26 protein-coding genes and 1 tRNA gene are annotated in these 24,598 nt (G+C 34.4%); 18 read left to right on the plus strand and 9 right to left on the minus strand.

The window, feature by feature from the left end:
* Window positions 1-388 (plus strand): DUF6708 domain-containing protein (locus ACKJXD_RS04715; protein ID WP_430875681.1); only part of this gene is annotated, 388 nt, incomplete at its 5' end.
* 180 nt (window positions 389-568) lie between these two features.
* Here the strand turns inward: ACKJXD_RS04715 and ACKJXD_RS04720 are convergent.
* Both ACKJXD_RS04720 and ACKJXD_RS04725 read right to left on the minus strand, forming a co-directional pair.
* Window positions 569-1,342 (minus strand): hypothetical protein, encoded by a 774-nt coding sequence (locus ACKJXD_RS04720; protein WP_430875682.1) that lies wholly within the window; start codon window positions 1,340-1,342, stop codon window positions 569-571.
* Window positions 1,343-1,819: 477 nt separating this feature from the next.
* Window positions 1,820-2,161, minus strand: a complete 342-nt coding sequence (locus tag ACKJXD_RS04725) for a hypothetical protein (RefSeq protein ID WP_430875683.1) — start codon at window positions 2,159-2,161, stop codon at window positions 1,820-1,822.
* A gap of 136 nt (window positions 2,162-2,297) precedes the next feature.
* On the opposite strand from ACKJXD_RS04725, the gene ACKJXD_RS04730 reads away from it, so the two are divergent.
* Window positions 2,298-2,477, plus strand: coding sequence for a YlcI/YnfO family protein (locus tag ACKJXD_RS04730; RefSeq protein WP_065558933.1), 180 nt, complete (start codon window positions 2,298-2,300; stop codon window positions 2,475-2,477).
* A gap of 462 nt (window positions 2,478-2,939) precedes the next feature.
* Here ACKJXD_RS04730 and ACKJXD_RS04735 read toward each other — a convergent pair whose 3' ends face one another.
* The 4 genes from ACKJXD_RS04735 to secG all read right to left on the minus strand — a co-directional run bounded on the left by ACKJXD_RS04735 (window position 2,940) and on the right by secG (window position 5,080).
* A complete protein-coding gene (locus ACKJXD_RS04735; RefSeq protein ID WP_220216550.1) occupies window positions 2,940-3,338 on the minus strand; it encodes a hypothetical protein in 399 nt (132 codons plus the stop codon).
* Window positions 3,335-3,889 carry a Panacea domain-containing protein gene (locus ACKJXD_RS04740; protein WP_220216551.1) on the minus strand — a complete coding sequence of 185 codons (555 nt, stop codon included), beginning with the start codon at window positions 3,887-3,889 and terminating at the stop codon, window positions 3,335-3,337. The genes ACKJXD_RS04735 and ACKJXD_RS04740 overlap by 4 nt, the downstream gene beginning before the upstream one ends.
* 756 nt (window positions 3,890-4,645) lie before the next feature.
* Window positions 4,646-4,731: transfer RNA gene (locus tag ACKJXD_RS04745), tRNA-Leu, on the minus strand.
* Window positions 4,732-4,738: 7 nt separating this feature from the next.
* Window positions 4,739-5,080: a preprotein translocase subunit SecG gene (secG, locus tag ACKJXD_RS04750; protein WP_220216552.1), complete on the minus strand. Its 342-nt coding sequence runs from the start codon at window positions 5,078-5,080 to the stop codon at window positions 4,739-4,741.
* Between the two features lie 180 nt (window positions 5,081-5,260).
* Here secG and thiI point away from each other — a divergent pair, with 180 nt between their 5' ends.
* The 4 genes from thiI to trmL all read left to right on the plus strand — a co-directional run bounded on the left by thiI (window position 5,261) and on the right by trmL (window position 9,481).
* Window positions 5,261-6,709 carry a tRNA uracil 4-sulfurtransferase ThiI gene (gene thiI, locus ACKJXD_RS04755; protein ID WP_220216553.1) on the plus strand — a complete coding sequence of 483 codons (1,449 nt, stop codon included), beginning with the start codon at window positions 5,261-5,263 and terminating at the stop codon, window positions 6,707-6,709.
* 142 nt (window positions 6,710-6,851) lie between these two features.
* Window positions 6,852-7,571 carry a response regulator gene (locus ACKJXD_RS04760; RefSeq protein ID WP_220216554.1) on the plus strand — a complete coding sequence of 240 codons (720 nt, stop codon included), beginning with the start codon at window positions 6,852-6,854 and terminating at the stop codon, window positions 7,569-7,571.
* Between the two features lie 29 nt (window positions 7,572-7,600).
* Complete coding sequence (gene cpxA / locus ACKJXD_RS04765; protein WP_220216555.1) at window positions 7,601-8,983, plus strand: envelope stress sensor histidine kinase CpxA; 1,383 nt, start codon at window positions 7,601-7,603, stop codon at window positions 8,981-8,983.
* 12 nt (window positions 8,984-8,995) lie between these two features.
* Window positions 8,996-9,481, plus strand: a complete 486-nt coding sequence (gene trmL, locus ACKJXD_RS04770) for a tRNA (uridine(34)/cytosine(34)/5-carboxymethylaminomethyluridine(34)-2'-O)-methyltransferase TrmL (protein ID WP_220216556.1) — start codon at window positions 8,996-8,998, stop codon at window positions 9,479-9,481.
* Window positions 9,482-9,752: 271 nt separating this feature from the next.
* Here trmL and efp read toward each other — a convergent pair whose 3' ends face one another.
* The gene (efp, locus tag ACKJXD_RS04775) at window positions 9,753-10,319 is read right to left on the minus strand and encodes an elongation factor P (RefSeq protein WP_034882790.1); all 567 of its coding nucleotides are present in this window, start codon (window positions 10,317-10,319) and stop codon (window positions 9,753-9,755) included.
* A 32-nt stretch (window positions 10,320-10,351) separates the two neighbouring features.
* On the opposite strand from efp, the gene epmB reads away from it, so the two are divergent.
* The 6 genes from epmB (at window position 10,352) to nudC (ending at window position 14,871) form a co-directional block, all read left to right on the plus strand.
* Complete coding sequence (gene epmB / locus ACKJXD_RS04780; RefSeq protein ID WP_430875684.1) at window positions 10,352-11,377, plus strand: EF-P beta-lysylation protein EpmB; 1,026 nt, start codon at window positions 10,352-10,354, stop codon at window positions 11,375-11,377.
* A 198-nt stretch (window positions 11,378-11,575) separates the two neighbouring features.
* Window positions 11,576-11,716, plus strand: a complete 141-nt coding sequence (gene rpmH, locus ACKJXD_RS04785) for a 50S ribosomal protein L34 (RefSeq protein ID WP_039105005.1) — start codon at window positions 11,576-11,578, stop codon at window positions 11,714-11,716.
* Window positions 11,717-11,727: 11 nt separating this feature from the next.
* A complete protein-coding gene (rnpA, locus tag ACKJXD_RS04790) occupies window positions 11,728-12,084 on the plus strand; it encodes a ribonuclease P protein component (protein ID WP_255556813.1) in 357 nt (118 codons plus the stop codon).
* Between the two features lie 32 nt (window positions 12,085-12,116).
* Window positions 12,117-12,374, plus strand: coding sequence for a membrane protein insertion efficiency factor YidD (gene yidD / locus ACKJXD_RS04795; RefSeq protein WP_220217269.1), 258 nt, complete (start codon window positions 12,117-12,119; stop codon window positions 12,372-12,374).
* Window positions 12,374-14,002 (plus strand): membrane protein insertase YidC, encoded by a 1,629-nt coding sequence (gene yidC, locus ACKJXD_RS04800; RefSeq protein WP_430875685.1) that lies wholly within the window; start codon window positions 12,374-12,376, stop codon window positions 14,000-14,002. Before yidD ends, yidC begins: the two co-directional genes overlap by 1 nt.
* Before the next feature lie 62 nt (window positions 14,003-14,064).
* Window positions 14,065-14,871 carry an NAD(+) diphosphatase gene (gene nudC / locus ACKJXD_RS04805; protein WP_430875686.1) on the plus strand — a complete coding sequence of 269 codons (807 nt, stop codon included), beginning with the start codon at window positions 14,065-14,067 and terminating at the stop codon, window positions 14,869-14,871.
* A gap of 99 nt (window positions 14,872-14,970) precedes the next feature.
* Here nudC and ACKJXD_RS04810 read toward each other — a convergent pair whose 3' ends face one another.
* Both ACKJXD_RS04810 and hemB read right to left on the minus strand, forming a co-directional pair.
* Window positions 14,971-15,741, minus strand: coding sequence for a transposase (locus tag ACKJXD_RS04810; protein WP_430875687.1), 771 nt, complete (start codon window positions 15,739-15,741; stop codon window positions 14,971-14,973).
* Between the two features lie 312 nt (window positions 15,742-16,053).
* The gene (gene hemB / locus ACKJXD_RS04815; RefSeq protein WP_220216562.1) at window positions 16,054-17,064 is read right to left on the minus strand and encodes a porphobilinogen synthase; all 1,011 of its coding nucleotides are present in this window, start codon (window positions 17,062-17,064) and stop codon (window positions 16,054-16,056) included.
* 190 nt (window positions 17,065-17,254) lie between these two features.
* Between hemB and rpsU the strand changes: the two genes are divergently transcribed.
* The 6 genes from rpsU (at window position 17,255) to uspA (ending at window position 24,484) form a co-directional block, all read left to right on the plus strand.
* Entirely contained in the window at window positions 17,255-17,470 is a 216-nt protein-coding gene (gene rpsU, locus ACKJXD_RS04820; protein ID WP_034882800.1) for a 30S ribosomal protein S21, read from the plus strand.
* A gap of 142 nt (window positions 17,471-17,612) precedes the next feature.
* Entirely contained in the window at window positions 17,613-19,394 is a 1,782-nt protein-coding gene (gene dnaG, locus ACKJXD_RS04825; RefSeq protein WP_430875688.1) for a DNA primase, read from the plus strand.
* Window positions 19,395-19,477: 83 nt separating this feature from the next.
* A complete protein-coding gene (gene rpoD / locus ACKJXD_RS04830; protein WP_220216564.1) occupies window positions 19,478-21,319 on the plus strand; it encodes an RNA polymerase sigma factor RpoD in 1,842 nt (613 codons plus the stop codon).
* Between the two features lie 67 nt (window positions 21,320-21,386).
* On the plus strand, window positions 21,387-22,358 hold the full coding sequence (locus ACKJXD_RS04835; protein ID WP_430875689.1) for a bile acid:sodium symporter family protein: 972 nt from the start codon (window positions 21,387-21,389) through the stop codon (window positions 22,356-22,358).
* A 68-nt stretch (window positions 22,359-22,426) separates the two neighbouring features.
* A complete protein-coding gene (gene pitA, locus ACKJXD_RS04840; RefSeq protein ID WP_220216566.1) occupies window positions 22,427-23,941 on the plus strand; it encodes an inorganic phosphate transporter PitA in 1,515 nt (504 codons plus the stop codon).
* A 66-nt stretch (window positions 23,942-24,007) separates the two neighbouring features.
* Window positions 24,008-24,484 (plus strand): universal stress protein UspA, encoded by a 477-nt coding sequence (gene uspA / locus ACKJXD_RS04845; protein ID WP_267361406.1) that lies wholly within the window; start codon window positions 24,008-24,010, stop codon window positions 24,482-24,484.
* The last annotated feature ends 114 nt before the right edge of the window (window positions 24,485-24,598 follow it).

Raw genomic sequence — 24,598 nt, forward strand, 5'->3', positions numbered from 1 at the left:
TTTACACCCCAATAAACGCCGAATAAAAGAGTATGATTGGGCAGATTTACACGGTGTTGCCATTCATAACTATTCGCCTTACTCACTAGTTAGCGATATTTTAATGGTGTGCAAACCCGGTACCAATCAAACCATAGACCATATCATGTTCGACCCAATCAGAAATGGGGTAGGCAGTCATTTAATCTGGGGTTGGGTCAATAATTATATGATATTTGATAAATTAGCCGACCCCAGCCGAAGCATCTACCCAACCGACCAAGAAGACAAATTCAAACGGAAAATTATCAACGGTCAAGGTTGGCCAAAATGGATGATCGAAGCATTCAATGCCACAACACAAGACGAGCTAACCAACATCAAACAAAAATATCAGGTTAAGCAATAATAAGGTTAAAAGTTGTTTTTGAAATTTTGACGGTATAAAGATGTATTTATGGGGATAATGTTTTCATTTGAAAAGTTGTAAACTTTTACCTTATCCCCCATAAAAATTAAATTTTGTAAAAAGTGTTCACCTTAGGTGTTTACTAAATAAAAAATAGTCGTATGAAAAAATAAACATTATTTACCAGTATTTTATTTCTCTTACTGTTATCACCTTGTTATCTGAGCCTTGATTTTTTCTGATTGTAGTGGATTTAATCCAGTCTCCATATTTATTATAATCATAAAAATAAGTTTCTGAGCCAACTATTTTTTTATTACCCAAAACTAATGTCATTGTCATCTTTTCTATTTGTCTTTTTTCATTGTACAAATAGTCTATTATATTGATTGTCCTTAATTCATCGGAGTTATACATTAAGGATTTACTCCTTATAGGTAAATCATTTTCCCAGCTAATGTTTATTTCATTTTTTATCTTACCAACTTCTATAAAAGTTTGAATCAATTTTCTATCTTGATAATTATTTATCGATTTATATTGTGAGTCATTTTCAAAAATTTGACGATCATTATAGCCAATATATTCAGTAATTTGGTTAGTATGATTTCTAATAAAGTTTCCATCAGTTATGTTTACTCTAAATAAATTACTGTAAAGTTTAAATTTGCTGTTTTTATAATCATATTCAAAAGAAATTCCCAATGCTTTACTTTTTATATATTTACCATTTGCTAATAGGACATCCCCTGACTTTGTATACTTAAAAACTTGTATGCTTTCTAATTCTCCATTGACTTCGGTTTTTATTATTTGTTGTTTCATATAACGTGAAACAGGAGCAAACATAGGGGGAGATGATTCAAAAGCTACAAATCGATCAAAAGGCTGAGGAGATAAATCGCAACTTGTGAGAAATAAAGACAATAATAAACAATAACAACAAATTCTCACTTGGCACTCCTCATAAACAATATAAAAATAGTATATTAGTTTAAATATTAATATACAACTTAATAAGTAAATCCGTTGTCAACTAATTAATATAAAGATTTTAGTAACTAACCTTGTTCTTCTGCTTTTGGTTGGCAGTCTTTATTCATGTCTCAATTTATTTGTAAATTTGTCCCCATCCCAGTATTATTACGTTTTTTAATATAAGCCTTTAAGTTTTCATTTATAGCCTAATCTAATGATGTGCCAAAGCTGTTTAGTAAAAGGGGCTTATTAGGCCCTGTGTTTTGGACATACTCAATATATGCATGATCTTGCTTTTTCTAAAGCGTCCATTGTGCCGATAACCGTATTACTTTTACCTGCTTAGGGGCTGTGAACACCAGCGTTTTGACTACCTGTGCAAGTGACAAGTTATAAAATATAAACAATTTAATATTATGATTGATTGATATTTTATGATTTGAGTTCAACATATTATTTACCTTCCTTATTGCTAAGTTTGGTATTGAGTCGATTTCTTTGATTGGTAGCGAAACAAGCCAAATCCCTTAATTGTATGAACAAATAACCTATGTCACGCATATCATTTTTAAAGCTTTGCTCGGTATAATCTTCATTTTCACAAGCCCAGAACATCAAATTACCAATCGCACCGATTCCACCTAAAATCGATTGTTGCAGTTCTTCAAAATGGCTCTCTACTCGTGATAAATGTTCGACAGGAAAATCCGCCTTATAAAGATTTAAGACAGAAAGTAAATTAGACAGGTCAAGTTGCCCGTTTTCAGGGTATAGGGTATCATTACTATTAGCCATAGCATTACTCCGTATAATGTTTGTGGTTAGATGCTTCGATAGTGTTGGTAGCACTTCGAGGCATTGCTTTTTGATGGTCTTACCTTTAGTATGGTATAAACCATTAACTAATAATCTAACATAATGGTATAAACCAATGCAAGAAGAAAATAAAAAAAGAAGTTTTGATCGTTCCAAAAGTACATCTAAAATAATCCGTTTCGAAGACGATTTACTTGAACTAATCGAAAGACAAATATTACAAGAAAATAGTAACTTTAGTGCATGGGTCAAGGATGCTTGTCGTGAAAAGCTAGCTAAATCAAAAAAGAAATAGTCTTTTAACTTAATACCACTGATTAGTGGTATTGGTTTTATTCTCGCTATGGGTTCTTTATTATTATTCCCTTAAATTCCTTATTTTCTCTTTTTATGGACTCAAGAAACCTGCTTTTTAAATTCAATCCCATGCAATGAATTTTAAGACGTATACACGTGCGCATAGTGTTCTTAATTAATCGATCCATTTATAAAAGATAGTCTTCATTAAGATCTGTTTGCTCTTTCTTATTAATTATATCTATAGCTTCAGATAAACTATAATATAACGGTTCAGGTAATGCCATTCATCCCTCACGTTCTTAATAGACAATTGAGACAGTTCGCTAGGGTTGCGGATGTTCGGGGATCAGTCTAGATGCAAATAATATTATAATATTCAGTTAGCTACATTATAGCACTGTGTTTATAGTCATAAAGTCAATTTTGAGGTAGTGAATACTAACGAAAAGAGGGGATTTTATTTGCAGTGTTTTAAATAAAATTGTTTTACTTTATAAATGACAAATTTAGAAGTTTCAAATCCTAATAGGATTCTATTAAAAGTATCATCATTACATGGTTTATGACAAACAAAACTTCCATCATTCACATTTTTTATGAGATTATCGACTGAATATATATCTGCTTTTTGATAGAAAATAAAGCTATCATGACGTATAAATTCATGATCTCCAGCCTTTAAAATACATGTTTTATCTACATGATTTTTGTCTGTAACTGTTGAAACATTAACAATTAATACACTGTCAGTTAATGTTCTTGGATAATAAACGGGGTCACAACAAATAATACTTAGATGATCAGTTCTGCCCGACGGAATTAAAATAGTTCCTTTTTTTGCAGGATAAAAACTCATTTCAAGGCAGCCATCACACCATCAAGTTCGTTAATTTCAAGAAGAGAATTAGATAAAGATGTAGCTTGTTCTTCTGTTTTGCCGAGTGCTAAAAAAACATCTTTGTAACTTATTTTTATAGCTCCCCCCTGAGGATCCTTCCACTCTTTACAAAATTCATGTGTAAAATCTCTTAGCTCAAACCCGCTCATGTTTCCAAAACGCTTATAAGTGCTTTCGAGAATTTCTAAATCAGCATCACTTAGCTCGTCAAAAGTTTCTCTGTCTATCTTTTGAGGTATTAAAGATATTTCATTATCTTTTTTATCAGAGATACTTTTTTGCCATGTAGAATCGTCAATTTTACCATTAATTAAATCTAATGTTTGGGACAATACTGGTCCATGAGGCATTGAAAACATTTTATCTTCACTAATTGGATAGCCATATAAGTTCAATGATTCTCTATCTGATAAATATAAAAGTTTTATTAGCTTTAAATGAGCCATTCGACCACCCTCTTTATCTATAAAATACATAGACATTTGAGCGACTTTTGCTGCATTAAACATAGTATAAAACCTCTTTGGTTGTAAATTTGTTAACAACTTGTTTTGTTAACTCTAATAATTATAAGTTATGTTAACTCAACAAGCAAAAGGAAAATAATACTGTTTTAATATACAGTATTTTGCGGGTTTTGTCCATCGCATTATTAATATGCTAAATTCTATAATCAAATTCAATTATTTGATTTAAAATAAAATTAAAGTATGTGATAACTATTTAGTAGCGACTATATTCCGCTTCAGTTTTAAAATATAGACGTTGCAAAGAACTTAAAGAGATTACTATTAGCAAGGTGTTTATAAACTATTGAATCCTCGAGCAACACAATCAATCTTGTTTTTGGCACTTCGTTAATATAAAGATTTACTGTTTCATTTTGTTTTATGCTACTTTTACCGTGCCCTTAAATTCTTCAAGCCAAGAAGGGGGGAGGGGTAATTTAAATAACTTTAATCTTGCTACACATCCCCTGATTTTTTGCAAAATCACGAATTGAAATGATTTTTTAGTTTTTGTTTATTCGCTATCACTATCTTGATAGTTATTTAATCGTTCTTTGGAATATTAAGATCGTCTTAGAATATAACTCATTGATTAGTTTTTATATAAATCAATTTGATAACAATAAGATAAAGATTATATTTAGATGTGAATAATTTTAAGGGTAAGTTTAGCAGTAAAAATAGGCTTTAAGCCTTATTTATGCTGATTTTGATGTGTTTTTAAAGGATTTTGAAGAATGTTGCTGATTATTGAATTGGTGCCGTGGGCGGGACTTGAACCCGCATGCCCTTAGAGCACTACCCCCTCAAGATAGCGTGTCTACCAATTTCACCACCACGGCGCCGTTTTTATTCTGGAATATCCGATGTCGGATTGACATTCGTCGGTTTTGTTTGTTCAACCGAATTTTGTTGTGTTGTTACAGGAGTTGATTCATTGACTTCGATTTTTCTGAACTCACTATGACCAACCATATTTGACAGAACGATACTGATAACAAAAAACAGCACCCCTAAAATTGTTGTTGATCGCGTTAAAAAATTACCACTACCTGAAGAGCCAAATAATGTCGCAGAAGCACCTGCTCCAAAAGACGAGCCCATTTCAGCGCCTTTTCCTCGCTGTACCAATACTAAAATAATTATTGCTATGGCGATAATTAAATAAACTGCTATTAGAAGTCCGTACATTTTAACCTGTCAATTTGATGTGTGTTATACAACAAAAATTTATAGATGCGAAATATTAGCGAAAGTGTGACAAACAAGCAAGTATATTTTCTTATTTTCTGTATTTATCGTAATCAATTGTATGTTTCTCAGGTAAAAATCAGTATAATGTCGCCATTTTTATTATAGTATCGTTGTTTTATGAAATTTATTGTTAAGCTCTTTCCTGAAATTACCATTAAAAGTGAATCTGTTCGTTTACGTTTTATAAAAATATTAACCAGTAATATTCGAAATATTTTAAAACGTCATATTGAAGAAGTCGCAGTTATTCGTCATTGGGATTTTATTGAAGTCCGTCCAAAAGTTGCCAATAGTGAAGCGCAAATTCTCGATTTATTGATCCGTATTCCCGGTATTCACCATGTTTTAGCGGTGGATGAACTCCCTTATGTGGATATTCATGACATATACGAAAAAGCATTAAATTATTATGCTCCTCTGATTGAAAATAAAACATTTTGTGTGCGAGTTAAGCGTCGAGGAAAACATGATTTTACCTCAATTGATGTTGAGCGTTATGTCGGTGGAGGACTTAATCAATTTGTGGCTTCTTCCAAAGTGAAATTAACTCGCCCTGACGTCACTGTTAATTTAGAAATCGATAAAGATAAATTGTTACTTGTTAAAGGACGTTATGATGGTATAGGTGGATTCCCTACAGGCACACAAGAAGATGTTATCTCGCTAATTTCGGGCGGTTTTGATTCAGGCGTATCGAGTTATATGCTCATTAGACGTGGCTGTCGTGTTCATTATTGCTTTTTTAATCTTGGTGGTAAAACACACGAAATTGGTGTCAAACAAATGGCACACTATTTATGGGAGCGTTTTGGTAGTTCGCATAAAGTTCGTTTTATTGCTATTGATTTTGCCGACGTGGTGGGTGAGATTCTTGAAAAGGTGGATGACGGTCAAATGGGGGTTATTCTTAAACGAATGATGATTCGAGCCGCGTCAAAAATTGCTCAGCGCTATAAGGTCGAAGCATTGGTGACTGGTGAGGCTTTAGGTCAGGTTTCAAGTCAGACATTGACCAATTTACGCTTAATCGATAATGTCAGTGATACTTTAGTGTTACGTCCACTCATTACGCATGATAAAGAAACCATTATTAATCTTGCTCGCCAAATTGGAACAGAAGATATCGCTAAAACCATGCCAGAATTTTGTGGTGTGATTTCGAAAAGCCCAACCGTTAAGGCAGTAAAAGAAAAAATTGAAGCAGAAGAGCTCAATTTTGATTTTTCAATTTTGGATAAAGCGGTTGAAGAAGCCGAAAATATCGATATTCGTGAAATCGCTAAACAAGCTGATACAACAATTACACAAATAGAAACGGTTACAAAACTTAATAATGAGCATGTGGTGATTGATATCCGCTCACCTGATGAACAAGAAGATGAGCCGCTTGAATTAAGTGATGTAGAAGTTAAACATATTCCCTTTTATAAGTTAGCTACACAATTTGCTGATTTAGATCAATCTAAGCAATATTTACTGTATTGTGCTCGTGGTGTAATGAGTAAATTGCAGGCTTTATATCTTATGGAACAGGGTTATTTAAATGTAAAGATATTTAAAGTATAAAATTACTAAGAATTTTGTATATTGTTAGCACTTTTTGCATATATAATAAATATAAGGGAGAAAACAAAGCTGTATCAATAATAGGACAAATCTAAAATATAAATTATAAATATTATGAATCAATAGGATTAAGAGGGTTGTAATGAACAAATTACTTGTAGTTGATGATGATCCAGAAATAGCCTCGTTGTTGTGTGAATTATTAGAATTAGAAGGATTTGAAGTTGTAACAGCTAACAATGGAGTCCAGGCTTTAGAAAAGTTTGATAATACCATTGATCTTATTTTACTTGATATTATGATGCCTGAAATGAATGGATTAAGTGTATTATCTCAACTTAGAAATAAATATACGGTTCCCGTCATTTTTTTAACAGCTAAAGACAATGAATTTGACAAAATTATTGGACTTGAACTGGGTGCAGATGATTATATCTTGAAACCATTCAATGACAGGGAGCTTGTTGCAAGAATCAATGCTCTTTTACGTCGAAAACGTTGGGATAATTTAGTTGGTGGCTTTGGCGAGAAGTCACTTCAATATACGATTGATAAACTTACTGTCAATCGGAAGCAACAATCTGTTTCTTTCGATGATAAGTATATTGAATTAACAGGCACCGAATTTCAAATATTATTAAAACTTCTTGAAAATGCTGGGAAAATAATCTCACGGGATACCTTGAGTGAAACAGTGCTAGGTAAGGAATTTATTCCTCTGGCTCGTTCGATTGACGTGCATGTTTCTAATTTACGTAAGAAGCTTCCACCACGTAGTGATGGCTTACCGTGGATTAAAACATTGCGTTCTAAGGGCTATCTATTCGTTGTAGATCAGAATGATGATCTGTTACAAAATTAGATTTTTTTTTCTAAATAAGGTAAGAACATATGTGGATTTTTGATCGTTTAACTATCAGAATTTTCACTATATTCTTACTGACTATAGCATTTTTTTTGATGCTAATTATCATATTGCCGAGTCTTGATTCTCGAAATTTGACCTATTTGTCAAATCAACAGAAACAAGTCGGCAATATTTTGGCTAGTCAGCTCGAAAAAGAGTTAACTAATGTACCTAAGAACAGTTTTCGTTGGTGGATGCGTTTTATTGTTGTCATGGACAGCCATCAAAAATCCAGTCAATATTTATTTATATTGACACCCAATGAACAAATTATAACCGCAGACACTAAAAACGTTGATTTAGTTAAAAATTTTAGTGAAAAATCCCACAATATTAAAGATCCCGCCAAAAAGATTTATGGTTCCCAAGAAATTATTGGCCCGTTTCTTGTTAATTATGCTAAAGAAGAATATAAATTGTATGTTTTACAGCCTGCGTCGGATATACAATCACAATTTGTCAGCTTGATTTTTGATCATCCTTTTTTGTTATTAGCGTTAACAATGCTAATTAGCTCGCCATTTTTGCTTTGGCTATCTTGGAGTATTGCAAGACCAGCACGAGGCTTGAAACGTGCCGCCGATCAGGTTGCTAAAGGTAATTTACAAGAGTGGCCAGATCTTGAAAAAGTAGGTTCTACTGAGTATAAAGCAACGGGTGCGAGTTTTAATCATATGTTACGGGAATTGAAACGAATGCAAGAGTCTCAGCAACGTTTATTTTCCGATATTTCTCATGAATTACGTACACCATTAACACGTTTACAGCTTGCTGCATCATTATTGCGTCGTAAGCAGGGGGAAAGTACGGAAGTCACTCGTATTAATAATGAAGCCTTAAAATTAGATGCTATGATAGGGGATCTATTGTCATTGGCTAGACATCAGTATGATAACAACGAAATTCGTGATTTATATAGTGTTAATATACTATTTAAACAAGTGCTTGATAATGCAACATTTGAAGCTGAACAGATTGGAAAAGATTTTGTAATATTGCATCCTCCAACTAACTATACTATTTTATGTTATCCAACAGCGTTATGTAGTGCGCTTGAAAATGTGATACGTAATGCTTTCCGTTACTCCAATCATAGAATTGAGGTTGATTTTGTCGCTCACCAAAAACACCTGACGATTACCATTGATGATGATGGATTAGGTGTTCCAGATAGTGAATTAGAACAAATCTTTAGACCATTTTATCGTACCAGTGAAGCCCGAGATCGTGAATCAGGTGGAACCGGCTTAGGTTTGGCGATTGTGTCTAATGCTATTATGCGAGATCATGGAACTGTTAAAGCAGAGAAAAGTCCCTTAGGCGGACTGAGAATTGTGATAGTATTGCCTATCCAAAATAAAAAATAGAAGAGAATTGTTGTGTCTAATGCTCCATTAAATATTGTTTTATTCGAACCTGAAATTCCTGCTAATACTGGTAATATTATACGCCTTTGTGCGAATACGGGCTTTAATTTACATATTATTGAACCAATGGGATTCTTTTGGGATGATAAAAAACTTAGACGAGCAGGGCTTGATTATCAAGAGTTTGTCGATGTTAAACGTTATAAGAATATTCATCATTTTTTAGAGACAAATCGACTTGATTTAACCACACAAATTTATGCGTTAACCACAAAAGGGCAAAAGCCACATAGCGAAGTCAGCTATAAAAATGGCGATTTTTTAATGTTTGGCCCCGAAACACGGGGCTTACCAACAACAATACTTGATGCTATTCCACAAGACCATAAAATTCGCATTCCTATGTTAGCCAATAGTCGGAGTATGAATTTATCAAACTCAGTTGCGGTGGTAGTTTATGAATCATGGCGACAATTAAATTATATTGGCGCTAAATAGTTTATCGCCGTTATCGAAAAAAATAGTAATAACCCCAAAATAAGTTTGTAAATAATTTGGGTAAATCAATTTTTTTGTTAATGAAAAATTTACAATACGACTAACAAAAAATTACTGAATGGGTTGGTTATGTCAAAATCTAGGATGTGATTATGAAATTCGATTGTCTATAAGTATTAAGATGCATACTTTTTAGGATATTTAAGCAATATAGCCAAGCATTTTTGCCTGACTATATCGGTTAAAATAGTTAATGTTAAATTAACTTATTTTATTTAACACGTGAAACGTATTCGCCTGAACGTGTATCAACTTTAAGAACTTCACCAATTTGTACAAACAGTGGTACACGGACAACCGCACCAGTTGATAATGTTGCTGGTTTACCGCCTGTTCCTGCTGTATCACCTTTTAAACCTGGATCAGTTTCGATAACTTCAAGTTCAACAAAGTTAGGTGGAGTTACTGCGATAGGTTGACCGTTCCATAACGTTAAAATACATTCAGCTTGATCGACTAACCATTTGGCATTGTCGCCAACCGCTTTGGCATCAGCAGATAATTGTTCAAATGTATCGTTATTCATGAAGTGCCAAAATTCACCATCGGTATATAAATAAGTTAAGTTCATATCGACAACATCGGCTGCTTCAACAGATTCACCCGATTTGAACGTTTTATCAACGGTTTTACCAGAAAGTAATTTTTTAATTTTTACACGGTTAATTGCTTGCCCTTTTCCGGGTTTATAAAATTCGTTTTCAACAATTACGCACGGCTCACCATCTTGCATTATTTTAAGACCGGCTTTAAACTCATTAGTACTATAAGATGCCATAAAAGCTCCAACTATCATTCTGAATTACAAAAATGAGCCATATTATACAGCAAAAAGTTGAACTACCAAATAAAGATGACTGGATTTTTGATCTTGCTAATGTTGTGACCGATATCAAACAACTTTATTGTTATTTAGATTTAGATCCAGATACGATCTCTCTATCAATGAAACAAGCGAAAAAACAGTTTCCGCTTCGAGTTCCTATGGCTTTTATTCATCGAATGAAGAAGGGTGATTATCATGATCCATTGCTAATGCAAGTACTTTGTAATGATAATGAAATGATCAATGTCGATGGATTTAGCGCAGATCCGTTGCAGGAACAAGATAACACTATTCCTGGATTATTGCATAAATATTACAATCGAGCCTTATTAATGACTAAAACGGCATGTGCGATTAATTGTCGTTACTGTTTTAGGCGACATTTTCCTTATCATGAAAATCAGGGTAATAAGAAAAATCTTACTGTTGCATTAGATTATATTGCGAATCATCCAGAGCTTGATGAAATCATATTATCTGGCGGTGATCCGTTAATGGCTAAAGACCATGAATTGGATTATCTAATGAGTGAATTAGAAAAAATTAAGCATGTTAAACGGCTACGCATTCATACCCGTTTAGCGGTAGTGATTCCTTCTCGTATTACCGCTAAACTTTGTCAACTTTTTGCCAAAAGTCGTTTACAAATTGTTGTTGTCACGCATATCAATCATCCTAACGAAATTGATGACGATGTGTCACATGCCGTTAACCAATTAAAACAACATAATGTGACGGTTCTTAATCAAAGTGTATTATTAAAAAATATTAATGATAATGTGAATACTTTAGCTCAATTGAGTAATAAACTGTTTGATAATGGTATTCTACCTTATTATATTCATTTGTTAGATAAAGTTCAGGGTGCGGCTCATTTTTTAGTGGAAGACAAACAAGCTAAACAATTAATGAAGCAGCTAGCTGAACAGATATCGGGTTATTTAGTCCCTAAATTAGCCCGTGAAGTAGGCGGTGAAAAAAGCAAGCGTGTGCTTACATTTAATGATTAATTTTATGAATATGAAAAGTTCATTGTATATATTATGGTTATAAAGGTAGCGCAATTTGGGGGGATTTTATCTCATTTATCTATTAAAATTCCATTGACGAAAAATAAAATAGCCTCTATAATTCCGACCTCTTTAATTAATGCTGTGGAGTTTATACTCTACAACTTGTTGATAAATTAGATTTGGATATAAATCGTCATGAAACGCACATTTCAACCATCAGTATTAAAACGCAACAGAACTCACGGTTTCCGTGCTCGTATGGCTACTAAAAACGGTCGTCAAGTTCTTGCTCGCCGTCGTGCTAAAGGCCGTGCTCGTTTAACTGTTTCTAGCTAATTTAAAGTTGGGTGACTAAACTCACTTTTCCTCGGGAGTTGCGCTTGTTAACTCCCTTTGATTTCAATTATGTTTTTCAGGAATCCATAAGAGCTGGATCGCCTTTTCTTACGCTAATTTCTCGAAAAAATAAATTATCACATCCACGTCTTGGGTTTGCTATAGCCAAAAAACAGGTAAAGCGAGCTCATGAACGCAATCGCATCAAAAGACTTGCTAAAGAGTACTTCCGTCATCACCAACATCAATTACCGAATATTGATTTTATTTTAATGGCAAAGCAACCTGTTGTAGAATTAGATAATCAACAACTTTTAGCAACATTAGATAAACTATGCCAAAAAATTGTAGGCAAACATCAGGTTTGAACAAAATTTTATTGATTATAAAACAGCATGTAATGGCTTGTAAATTATTGATAATAAATGTTTTTGTCTTAATGATTCGCGTTTATCAAAAAGTTATTAGTCCTTTATTTGGTCCAAAATGTCGCTTTACCCCAACGTGTTCTCAGTATGCAATAATTGCGCTAAGACGCTTTGGATTAATAAAAGGAGGTTGGCTAACAGTGAAACGTGTATTAAAATGTCACCCTTTACATGAGGGAGGAGAAGATCTTGTTCCTCCTAATATTAAAAACAATAGAGAAAAACACTAATGGGATCTCAACGTAATATCTTAGTCATTGCTTTACTTTTTGTATCGTTTTTTATCTGGAAGGCTTGGGAAGAGGATCATGCTCCTAAACCGCCTATCGCTAATCAAATGGCACAACAAGTAAGTGGTGATGATTCTAATAATAGCTCAATGCTTGGTAAGAGCATTACTATCAAATCTGATGTTCTTTCACTGACTATTAACACTTATGGTGGTGATGTTCAAGCAGCTCAATTATTAAAATATGAGCAGACACTCCATTCAAATACCCCTTTCCAATTGTTAAACTCTCGCCCTGATTTTGTCTATATTGCTGAAAGTGGTTTAACGGGTAAAGATGGCCCTGATAATGTGATGCAAAATGGTAAACGCCCTGTTTATCAAACTGCACAGACAGAATATACGTTAGCCGATGGGCAAGATGAATTACGAGTACCATTCAGTTATCAGACTAATGGCGTAAAATATACCAAATATTATGTATTGCACCGTGGTAGTTATGCAATTGATGTTGAGTATAAGATTGATAACCAAAGTACAATGCCTGTTGAAATAGCGATGTATGGGCAATTGAAACAGACTATAGAGTTACCACATGATGCCGTGACGGAAGGCGGTGGTGGATTAGGGCTAAGTGCTTTCCGTGGTACAGCTTATTCTAGTGCTGATACAAATTATAGCAAATACAGTTTCGATGATATCAAAGACAAAGCGTTATCAGTCGAAACAAAAACAGGTTGGATTGCAATGTTGCAACACTACTTTGCATCAGCTTGGATTCCAACACAGGATCAAAATAATTTATTTTATTCCCGTGCTACAGCGAATAATTCACAAGCAACCATTGGTTTTAAAGGTGAATCAACGACAGTGCAGGCAAAAAGTACCCAAACAATTAATGCAAAATTGTGGTTAGGGCCTGAAATTCAAAGCGAATTAAAACAGACTGCAAAACATCTTGATTTGATTGTGGATTATGGTTGGCTGTGGTTTTTATCGCAACCATTGTTTTATCTCTTAAAATTTATTCAAAGTTTTGTTAGCAACTGGGGTATTGCAATTATTGCCATTACCTTTATTGTTCGTGGTATTTTATTCCCATTAACACGCGCGCAATATCGTTCAATGGCTAAAATGAAATTGTTGCAACCTCGTTTACAAGCGTTAAAAGAGCGTTATGGTGATGATAGACAAAAAATGAGCATTGAAACCATGGCACTTTATAAGCAAGAAAAAGTAAACCCATTAGGGGGTTGCTTACCGCTATTGATTCAAATGCCAATTTTCTTGTCTCTATTCTATATGTTAGGGAATACTGTTGAATTACGTCATGCACCATTTATATTATGGATTCATGACTTATCAGCACAAGACCCATATTATATTTTACCGTTACTAATGGGTGGAACCATGTTCTTAATTCAGAAGATGTCACCAACACCTGTCACAGACCCATTACAACAAAAATTGATGACCTATATGCCATTAATCTTTACGGTATTCTTCTTATGGTTCCCATCTGGCCTAGTTTTATACTATATTGTCAGTAATTTATTTACGATTGCGCAGCAACGTGTTATCTATTGGGAATTAGAGAAAAAAGGTCTTCACGAAAAGAAAAAGAAATAATGAGAAATAGAAAGGAGGAGTAAAATCCTCCTTTTTTCTATCTGTTTGGATATTAATTTATTATGAATATAGAGCAACAATTACATTTAACAGGAAATGAAAAGGGATATTGGTTTGTTAGTCAAAATGGGCGTCTATGGTTACCGAATGGTAAACTGCCATTCGGACAAGCGAACGAACTAGGTTTTAGTCATGAGATTGCTCAACCAATCGGTGAATGGAATGGACAAATGGCTTGGCTAATTTGCAAAGAAATGAACTCATCAATGAGTTCTATTAAATGCCTTCTGAATAGAGATGATCCGTCATTATTTTATATGGCTGGACGGGCAGTACAATTATCCGAGTTCTATCGTTCACATAAGTATTGTGGCTATTGTGGACATAATATGCATATCAGTCATACAGAGTGGTGTTGTTTGTGTGACAACTGTAATGAACGTTATTATCCTCAAATATCTCCGTCTATTATTGTTGCAATTCGGAATAAAAACAAAATTTTATTGGCTAAACATGCACGTCACAATAAGGATAATTTATTCACTGTGCTAGCTGGATTTACTGAAATTGGCGAGACAATGGAAAATGCTGTTGAGCGTGAAGTGTTTGAAGAGTCAAAGATCAAAATCAAAAATATTCGCTATGTAGGATCACAACCTTGGCCGTTCCCTAACTCACTCATGATGGCTTATTTAGCTGATTATGATAGCGGAGATATCCAGATTGATAAGAACGAATTGGTCGAGGCAGCTTGGTATCATTACAGCCAACTACCTAAAATTCCTGAATATGGGACTATAGCTAGGCGATTAATAGAAGATACGATTGTTCTTTGTCGAGAATATGATGAGCTTGGTAAGAACGAATAAAATTCAGCATGACAATAAATAGGCTAATAGTCGCCTATTTATTAAAAAGAATTTGAGAATTTAATGGCTTTATCTTTAATATTTAAGCTACGCCTAGTATTAGTGACGGCTACACCAAATTGCTAATGCATTACAATCCCAGTTTTTCATCATGTCACACCATGCAGAACGCCAACGTCTAACCGTATTACTGCTAAAATTCATCTTTTTTTCAATTTGAAGGTTATTTTCACCAGAAACAAGTAAATCAATAAATTCTAACCAGAGATCTGATCTAGGAAGTTTATTTAATTGAGTATCGCTTAAAATATTAAAGCTGTGTCGGCAACGTTTACATCGATAACATGTGCGTGTTCCGATTTTAGTTGTATCTGTTGAACCACAATGTATACAAATAGGTTTTTGTTCATTAAGAAGTTCAATGATTTTAGTGTTCATCATTTTATGTTGTTCTGCCAATGTTGTTGGAATTTTGGCTTGTTTATTGTCCGTATACCATTGGTATAAAGAATTATAATTTGTTTCTAAATAAGAAACGATGGCATGATCTCGTCGTATCACTTTCTCAAGAGAGCAATTTAGTTTGTTGGCAATATATTGATAACTTTTATTTTCAATACGATAAGCAAATATCATTTCTAGCCAGTTAAATGGTGTTAACCGATTGAAAGGAGTATTAGTCGCTGCAGTACAATATTTATTACATGCCTTACAACGGTAGGTAACAGTTGGGGTTGAACGAATTGTATAAAAATCATTGTTTTCACAAAATGGACAAATTTCAATGTTTTGTTGAGTAATTTTTTCTAAACTTTTAAGAAAATTATCTAATTCATTATGCAATTCGTTGGGTACTAGTTCATAAATCATTTCTTACTCCCTAATCACTTATCTTCGTAAATATTATCAGATATTTAGCTAAACAAGTAGGCTAACTAACACTTTTTTACATTATTCATATTTGTAAATATTACGAAAATATTAAGAAATATTATGAACAGTTAGTATCAAATAAAATAGTTATTTTGATAACAAATTTATGATTTAAATTTTGAGGAAAATACTTACTTTTAAAGACAAATTTACATCAATTTTTTATTAAAAAATTAATGATAAGTGAAAAAAAAATCGACATTTCAGGTAAAAATGTCGATTTTATAGCAGGTAAAAAAAATAATTTTGTTAAGTGTTATTTAACCATTCGGCGACTTGTTTGGAAAAATAGCTTAATATGCCATCAGCTCCGGCTCGTTTAAAGCAGAGTAATGATTCCATAATTGCTGATTTTTCATCTAACCAATTATTTTCAATTGCTGCCTTTAACATGGCATATTCCCCTGATACTTGATAAGCAAAGGTTGGAACAGCAAAGGTGTCTTTTACTCGGCGAATAATATCAAGATAAGGCATACCAGGTTTTACCATGACCATATCAGCACCTTCACTTAAATCTTGATAAATTTCTTGTAATGCTTCATCGCTATTCGCAGGGTCAAGTTGATAAGTTTTTTTGTTACCTCCTTTTATATTTTTAGCTGAGCCGACCGCATCACGGAAAGGGCCATAAAAACTAGAAGCATATTTTGCGGAATAAGCCATAATTTGCGTATTATGAAATCCTTGGGCTTCAAGTTCGTCACGAATTGCACCAATGCGTCCATCCATCATATCGCTTGGTGCGATAATATCAACACCAGCATGAGCTTGCATTAAGGCTTGTTTAACAAGTGTTTCGACAGAAACATCATTTAGAACATAACCTTGTTCATTGATAATACCGTCTTGTCCATGCGTCGTATAAGGATCAAGTGCCACGTCGGTTAATATGCCAAGATCAGGAAATTCTTTTTTTAATGCACGTACGGCTTTGGGAACTAAACCATTTTCATTATAAGCCTCTTCTGCAAGAAGCGATTTTTTTTCAGCTTCGATGGCAGGAAACAGAGATAAAACGGGTATTCCCAATTTAACAATTTGTTCAGCTTCCTTTAATAATACATCAATACTCATTCTGTTCACATCTGGCATAGATTTAACAGGTTGGGTAATATTTTTTCCTTCAATAATGAAAACGGGATATATAAGGTCATTAACACTTAAACTATTTTCTGCAACTAGACGGCGACTAAAATCTTGCGCACGATTACGTCGCAGTCGGCGTTTAGGATATTGACCTGTGATAAATGGCGACATACAAGCTCCTGCTTATTCTTTTTTTATTAAAATTGGTGTAATTATCTGATGCTCAAAGCTGTTTAGCAAATTAATTTGCTGTACCAGAATAAATCAAATTTTTACTTTACAACATATATTGATTAGAGGTAAAATTGCGCACTAATTTTTAGTCCTTTGTGATATTAACCAATTTTGAGGTGAGAGGCACATGCCAGTAATTAAAGTACGTGAAAATGAACCTTTCGATGTAGCATTACGTCGTTTTAAACGTTCTTGCGAAAAAGCAGGAGTTTTAGCTGAAGTTCGTAACCGTGAATTTTATGAAAAACCAACAACAATTCGTAAACGAGCTAAAGCAGCAGCGGTTAAACGTCATGCTAAAAAGTTAGAAAGAGAAAACGCTCGTCGCACTCGTTTATATTAATATTTTTGCGATAATTTATAATTAAAATTTAAATTGATATAAGAATCAGTTTGCTATTTTTAATATAAAGAATTCTAGCAAGCCGTACGTAAGATACGGCTTGTTGTCTTTCTAAAATGCCAATATTGGTTGAATATTCATTATGAAAGGTCAAATTCCTCGCGATTTTATTTTAGAACTCATCGCTCGATCCAGCATTCTTGATGTGATCAGCAAACGCGTTAAAATGAAAAAACAAGGAAATAACTATTTTGGTTGTTGTCCTTTTCATGATGAAAAAACCGCTTCTTTTTCGCTTAACGAAAAAAAACAGATCTATTATTGCTTTGGCTGTGGTGCGACGGGTTCTGTCGTCACTTTCTTGATGCAATATGAACGCTTATCATTTCCAGAAGCTATCGAAGAATTAGCTAGTATGCAAGGGATTCGTGTTCCTTATGTTGATAGCGAAAATAATCAAATAGATCGATCCAAACATATTGAATCTCGTAATGTTCGCCGTGATTTGTATGAGTTGATGGCTAAAATAACCCATTTTTACCAACAACAATTAGCACTGCCAACGTCAACCACCGCTAATCAATACCTTGAGCAACGTGGATTAAATGCCGAAATTATTAATCGGTATAAAATTGGTTTTGCGCCAAATGAATGGCGATTAACTTTGCAAAATGTGGTCAAAACCAAAACAGAAGCCGAGCTTTACAATCAAGCTGGTATGTTAGTCACGAATGATAATGGTAACCAATATGATCGCTTTCGTGGTCGAATTATGTTCCCGATTCGTGACAGACAAGGTAATGTGATTGCGTTTGGTGGGCGAACGATTATTAATGATAATGCGAAATATATTAATTCCCCCGAAACCTCTATTTTCCATAAAGGGTTTCAGTTGTATGGACTTTATGAAGCGCAAGAAGTCAATCGTAATCCTAAACAACTGATGGTGGTTGAAGGATATATGGATGTCGTATCGCTTGCCCAATTTGGTCTTGATTATGCCGTTGCGGCACTTGGTACTGCAACATCTGAAGAGCATATTAAACTGTTATTTAGAGCAACAGATTCTGTCATATTTTGTTATGACGGTGATAACGCCGGGCGTAGTGCAGCTTGGCGAGCACTTAATGTCTTATTACCTTGCTTGATTGACGGTAAAGAAATAACTTTTGCTTTTTTACCTCAGGATGAAGATCCGGATAGCTTGGTTCGAAAAATAGGTAAAGACGGATTCGAGTCCTATTTGCAAACTGCGCCGAATTTATCTAAATTTTTATTCGATGAGCTTTTAAAACAAGTTGATCTAAAAACGCCAGAAGGAAAAGCAAAATTAAGTTCACTTGCTTTACCACTGCTTGATCAAGTAAAAGCAAAGGCATTTCGTTTAAATTTATTGCAACAATTAGGTAAATATTTGGGATTACTAGATGTGTCTCAATTAGAACAATTGTTGCGGACAAGTCGAGCGAAAGGCAATGAAAAAACTGTAGTCAATACACCTGTATCACAGGTAAAACTAACTACAATGCGTATTTTGATCGGCTTATTAATACAGTATCCTTATCTTGCTAAGCAAGTTACCGATATTCAGGCGGTTAGTCAGGTAAAAATGGCGGGTATCGAATTTTTTATCGAACTACTTGAATTATGCCAACATTACCCAAATATAACTACTGCACAGATTTTAACTGAATACATCAATAAACCGTTTTATAAACAATTAAACCGTTTAGCAACATGGGAGCACCATTATCAAGACAATCAAATAGAGTCAATTTTTTCGCATACGTTAAAAGAGTTATATGATAATATACTCGCCCAACGGCAAGATGAACTGATCGCAAAAGAGAGAGTCTCCGGCTTAAGTACCGCAGAGAAAAAAGAATTAGCGACACTAATACTTGTTTTATCGAAAAAAGACTAAATATTGGGTATATGTAGAACAGAATTTTTATTCTTCTTACATATATAATATATATGACCAAATAACTTAATGTGGATACCTTTATGGAGCAAAATTCTCAATCACAGCTAAAACTCCTAATCATTCGAGGTAAGGAGCTAGGATATTTAACCTATGCTGATGTCAACGATCACTTGCCAGAAGAGATTATTGATTCAGATCAGATTGAAGATATAATCCAAATGATTAATGACATGGGGATTCAAGTTCTTGAAGAAGCCCCAGATTCTGATGATTTATTACTTTCAGATAATGTCCCTGATGAAGAAGCCGTTGAAGCAGCAACTGCATTGGTATTATCTAATGTTGAGTCAGAAATAGGTAGAACAACAGATCCCGTCCGTATGTACATGCGTGAAATGGGCGCAGTAGAACTGCTTACACGTGAAGGCGAAATTGATATAGCCAAACGTATTGAAGATGGTATTAACCAAGTTCAAACATCGGTATCAGAATATCCAGAAGCAATTACTTATCTTTTAGAACAATATAATTTAACCGAAAGTGGTGAAGTCCGATTATCTGATCTAATCACTGGTTTTGTTGATCCTAATGCGGAAGGATCGGCTGACGCACTTCCTGAAGATTTAGAAGAAACTGAAACAGACATCGATCTTGATGACAGTGATGAAGAAAGTGAAGACGAAGATGGCGATTCTTCAGCAGATGATGATGTCTCTATCGATCCTGAAGTTGCACGTGCTAAATTTGCTGAATTAAAAGAGCAACACGATAAAACATCAGAAGCGATCAAAAAATACGGACGAGCTCATAAAAAAGCGCAAAAAGAGATCGAAAATTTATCTGAAATTTTCAAACAATTCCGTTTAGTCGGTAAGCAGTTTGATATTCTTGTCAACAATATGCGAAGCATGATGGATCGCGTAAGAGCACATGAACGTGTCATTATGAAGATCTGCGTTGAACAATGTAAAATGCCGAAAAAACAATTTATGACGTATTTTACTGGTAATGAAAACAATATGAGCTGGTATACGAAAGCGTCAAATGCGAAAGGTGCTTTTGCTGCCAACTTAAATGCGTTTGAGGATCAAGTTGCAGAGCAAATTGAAGCATTGAAAAAAATCGAAGCTGAAACCAATCTTTCTATCGAGCAGATTAAAGATATTAACCGTCGTATGTCTATCGGTGAGGCGAAAGCTCGTCGTGCCAAGAAAGAGATGGTAGAAGCAAACTTGCGTTTAGTAATCTCGATTGCTAAAAAATATACAAACCGTGGTTTACAGTTCTTAGATCTTATCCAAGAAGGTAATATTGGTTTGATGAAAGCAGTTGATAAGTTTGAATATCGTCGAGGTTATAAATTTTCAACCTATGCAACTTGGTGGATCAGACAAGCGATTACTCGTTCGATTGCGGATCAGGCAAGAACTATCCGTATTCCAGTACATATGATTGAAACGATTAATAAATTGAATCGTATTTCACGTCAAATGTTACAAGAAATCGGTCGTGAACCAACGCCAGAAGAGTTGTCAGAGCGTATGCAAATGCCTGAAGACAAAATACGTAAAGTACTGAAGATTGCCAAAGAACCAATCTCAATGGAAACCCCAGTCGGTGATGATGAAGATTCACATTTAGGGGACTTTATCGAGGATACGGCTCTCGAGCAACCATTAGATGCGGCAACATCAGAAAGTTTACGTAGCGCAACACGTGATATTCTTTCTGGGTTAACCCCTCGTGAAGCAAAAGTATTACGTATGCGGTTTGGTATTGATATGAATACCGATCATACGCTTGAAGAAGTTGGTAAACAATTTGATGTAACACGTGAACGTATTCGTCAAATTGAAGCCAAAGCACTGCGTAAATTGCGTCATCCTAGCCGTTCAGACGTGTTACGTAGCTTTTTAGAATAGTCTTTTTTATTTGTAACTATATCGCCACAATTGTGGCGATTTTTTTTAACTTTTTAACTTGATAACTATGAATATATTACAACGTCTTAAAATAGATCCGTTTTTATTAATTCTGATTTGCGTTGTACTTACTGCTAGCGTGTTTCCTTGTAAAGGTGAAACTAAAACTGCTTTCGAATACCTCACCACCTTTGCTATTGGTCTACTGTTTTTTATGCATGGCGCAAAGCTCTCTTTTCAAGCAATCGTTATTGGCATTAAAAATTGGCGGTTACATTTGCTGATTTTTATCACCACTTTTGTGGTTTTTCCGATTTTTGGCGTCATGATGCAATTATTGGTGCCAACGTTTCTCTCTGAAAATCTATATTTAGGGTTTGTCTATCTTTGCGTTCTACCTGCCACCGTTCAGTCCGCCATAGCTTTTACTTCAATTGCAAAAGGTAATGTTGCAGCGGCTATTTGTAGTGCTTCAGCCTCGACGTTATTAGGTGTCTTTATCACGCCTGTATTAGTTGGTTTATTGATGCATACACAGGCTGTTGCATCAATGAATATCATGGATGCCATTAGCTCAATTATGCTCAAGTTAATGTTACCTTTTATTATTGGTCATTTATCCAGACGCTATATTGGCAAATGGGTCGACAAATATAAAAATATTATTTCTAAAACCGATCGTTTATCTATCCTTTTAGTGGTTTATGTGGCATTTAGTGATGCGGTTGTAAATGGAATTTGGTCACAAGTTGGCGTGTTATCACTATTGAGTGTTATCTTTTTTTCTATTTTATTATTAATTCTTGTATTATTGTTTACTACCTATAGTGCAAGATTATTAGGGTTTAATAAAGAAGATGAAATCACGATTGTATTTTGTGGGTCAAAAAAGAGTCTTGCTAGTGGTATTCCCATGGCAAGTGTGATTTTTCCTATCTCGATTATGGGAATAATGATTTTACCTTTAATGATTTTTCACCAAATTCAATTGATGATTTGTGCCTTTTTAGCCGCTCGTTATGCGAAGCGAAAAATATAAAAATTATTTTGCTCATTGCCTTATTCTCAAGGATAATAGAGCCGCCATTAACTACAGAAAGATATATTATGTTTCATCTATTTGCTGATTTAGAATTTTCAACAATTATATTATTAGTCTTTGCATTGCTTTTTGTCCTTTTTTACGAAGCAATTAATGGATTTCATGACACAGCTAATGCTGTGGCAACTGTCATTTATACAAGAGCATTGAAAGAACAACTCGCTGTTTTTATGGCTGGCGTGTTTAATTTTTTTGGTGTGCTTCTGGGTGGGTTAAGTGTTGCTTACGCAATCGTTCACCTTTTACCAACCGATTTATTACTCAATGTTAGTTCAGCGCATGGACTGGCAATGGTCTTTTCAATTTTATTTGCTGCCATTATTTGGAATTTAGGGACATGGTATGTCGGTATTCCTGCATCAAGTTCGCACACCTTAATTGGTTCAATTATTGGGGTTGCACTTGCTAACGCATTTATCATGGATACTTCAATTATTGAAGCACTCAATATTCCTAAAATGATTCAAATCTTCCTGTCATTGATTGTTTCCCCACTTGTAGGGCTAATCATTGCCGGTTTAATGATATTTTTATTGCGTAAATACTGGACTCGTAAAGGTCAAAGTAAAAAAAGCAGTAAAAAAAGAGAACGTATTTTTATGACGCCAGAACAGCGCGAAAAGCTCTATGGTAAGAAGAAACCCCCTTTTTGGATCCGTATCATGTTAATTATATCAGCAGCAGGTGTTAGCTTTTCACATGGTGCGAATGATGGGCAAAAAGGCATTGGTTTGTTAATGTTAGTTTTAATGGGAATTGCACCAGCAGGCTTTATTGTGAATATGAGTGCATCTACTTATGACATTACCAATACGCGTAATGCAATTCACAATATTGAAGAGTATTTTGTTTCACATCAAAAAGATTTAACCAGCGTAATTGGTCATCAACCCGTTATCGATTCGACAATTCCTACAACCGATATTAATCAATATCACTGCGACTACTCTCGTTCGTTTATGACGATAGGTATTGCTAATTCATTATTTAATAAACTTAATGATTATGAAGCATTAACGGTCGATCAACGTTCACAAGCAAGACGTATTTTACTTTGTTTATCCGATACTGTATCGCATGTTGCAAAACAACCTAATGTTTCTACCGAAGATAAACAATATCTAAAATCTTTAAATAATGATTTACTCAAAACCGTTGAGTATGCACCTGTTTGGATTATTATTGCTGTTGCTTCAGCACTGGCATTAGGCACCATGATTGGTTGGCGACGTGTTGCAATCACCATTGGTGAAAAGATTGGTAAAAAAGGGATGACTTATGCACAAGGTGTGTCAGCGCAAATTACAACCGCATTATCAATTGGTATCGCCAGTTATACAGGAATGCCTGTATCAACAACACAAGTTCTTTCTTCATCGGTTGCCGGTACCATGATCGTTGATGGTGGTGGGGTACAAAGCAAAACGATAAAAAATATTGCATTAACTTGGATTTTAACATTGCCAATTTCAATTTTGCTATCTGGATCACTTTTTTGGCTTGCTCAAAAATTAATTTAGTAGTAAAAAAGAAGATATTAATTTTACTTTTAATCTGAGCGCCAAAAAAGAAAGGAGTAAAGAACAATGGCTTATAAACATATATTAGTCGCAGTGGATTTATCACCTGAAAGTGAAGTGCTTGTTGAAAAAGCGGTATCGATGGCAAGACCTTATAATGCTCAAGTCTCATTGATTCATGTTGGTATTAATTATTCTGATCTTTACACAGGTTTAGTTGATATTAATATGAATGATATGAAGGATAAAATTACCGAGGATGCCCATATTGCTTTAAATAAATTAGCTGATGATGCCGGTTATCCTATTGCTCATACATTATCAGGCAATGGGGAGTTTGGTCAGGTATTGATTGAAGCTATTCATGAATTCAACGTCGATCTTGTTGTATGTGGTCATCACCAAGATTTCTGGAGTAAATTAATGTCTTCCGCTCGTCAACTTATTAATAATACACATATTGATACTTTGATTGTTCCATTAAAAGATGAAGAGCCCGCTGAACAAGTCGCGAAAGAAAAACTTAACGATCAACCCGCTTAAATAGCGGGTTTTTTATTCTTTACACGTTACTGTAAAACATGCTATCGATTCTTATTTCATAAGTTAGATGAGTGTAAGATGGCTACTTTGCCTTTTTTTTGATAAGGCATGTTG

It is taken from the genome of Gilliamella sp. G0441, assembly GCF_050589305.1.
Lineage (GTDB): Bacteria > Pseudomonadota > Gammaproteobacteria > Enterobacterales > Orbaceae > Gilliamella.